The sequence below is a fragment of the Novosphingobium sp. 11B genome, assembly GCF_054589055.1.
The window spans coordinates 1-1,608 of sequence record NZ_BAAILP010000116.1 but is presented as its reverse complement, the minus strand read 5'-3'; the positions used below and the strand labels follow the sequence as shown (position 1 = coordinate 1,608).

The window sequence follows — 1,608 nt, the reverse complement described above, 5'->3', positions numbered from 1 at the left end:
GGGGCCTTAGCTCAGCTGGGAGAGCGGTTGCTTTGCAAGCATCAGGTCATCGGTTCGATCCCGATAGGCTCCACCATCTTCGCCGAGAGATTGGCTTGAGGATGGTACAGTGCGTTGCACTGCTGCTCTAACAGATACTCCAGAGATGAAGACAACGGTTCCGGTCGCAAGACCGGTTACGCAGGATTTGCCTGCACTTCTTTGACATTGTGAATGGGTTTTTTAATCGATGCCGTGGCGCGTCGTACCTGCTGACGTAGTGGGTACAATATGACGCGCAACATACAGATTTACATCTGGCTGAGATTAATCGTCCGCACCTAAGTATTCTCTCTAGGAGAATACGACCACTAAGGTGGTTTAACAACGCAACCTCTATGCAGGGTTGTCGTTGATGGTGTGGATTCTCAAGCGTGAGGTAAGAGCATCTGGTGGATGCCTTGGCATGTACAGGCGATGAAGGACGTGGCACGCTGCGATAAGCGTCGGGGAGCCGTGAGCAGGCTTTGATCCGACGATTTCCGAATGGGGAAACCCACCTTCACCATTTCTCTCGACCGTTGGTTCGCCAATGATTGAGTGAGGTGGATAAGGTATCCCAAGTTGAATACATAGACTTGGTGAAGCGAACCCGGGGAACTGAAACATCTAAGTACCCGGAGGAAAAGACATCAACCGAGATTCCGTTAGTAGTGGCGAGCGAACGCGGACCAGGCCAGTGCCTCATCTTCAGTTAGCAGAACGACTTGGAAAGGTCGACCATAGTGGGTGACAGTCCCGTATGCGAAAACGATAGATGAGGACTCGAGTAGGGCGGGACACGTGAAATCCTGTCTGAACATGGGGGGACCACCCTCCAAGCCTAAATACTCGTACATGACCGATAGCGAACACAGTACCGTGAGGGAAAGGTGAAAAGCACCCCGATGAGGGGAGTGAAACAGTACCTGAAACCGGATGCTTACAAGCAGTTGGAGCCTCTTTAGGGGGTGACAGCGTACCTCTTGCATAATGGGTCAGTGACTTAATGTACCATGCGAGCTTAAGCCGTTAGGTGTAGGCGCAGCGAAAGCGAGTCTGAATAGGGCGACTGAGTATGGTGTATTAGACCCGAAACCCGGCGATCTAGGCATGACCAGGTTGAAGGTGCGGTAACACGCACTGGAGGACCGAACCGTTGAATGTTGAAAAATTCTCGGATGAGTTGTGTTTAGGGGTGAAAGGCCAATCAAGCCGGGAAATAGCTGGTTCTCCGCGAAATCTATTGAGGTAGAGCGTCGAATGATTGCCGTTGGGGGTAGAGCACTGGATGGATGCGGGGGTCGCGAGATCTACCAATTCTAACCAAACTCCGAATACCAACGAGACTAGTTCGGCAGACAGACGGCGGGTGCTAAGGTCCGTCGTCAAAAGGGAAACAGCCCTAACCTACAGCTAAGGTCCCCAAGTCATCACTAAGTGGGAAAGCATGTGGGAATCCCAAAACAACCAGGAGGTTGGCTTAGAAGCAGCCATCCTTTAAAGAAAGCGTAACAGCTCACTGGTCTAAACAAGGGTTCCTGCGGCGAAAATGTAACGGGGCTAAAGTGATGCACCGAAGCTTAGGGT

1 tRNA gene and 1 rRNA gene are annotated in these 1,608 nt (G+C 51.6%); both read left to right on the top strand.

What is annotated here, in order from left to right:
- Window positions 1-76: transfer RNA gene (locus ACYPYD_RS11035), tRNA-Ala, on the top strand.
- Window positions 77-408: 332 nt separating this feature from the next.
- Window positions 409-1,608, top strand: a 23S ribosomal RNA gene (locus tag ACYPYD_RS11030); the annotation flags it as partial.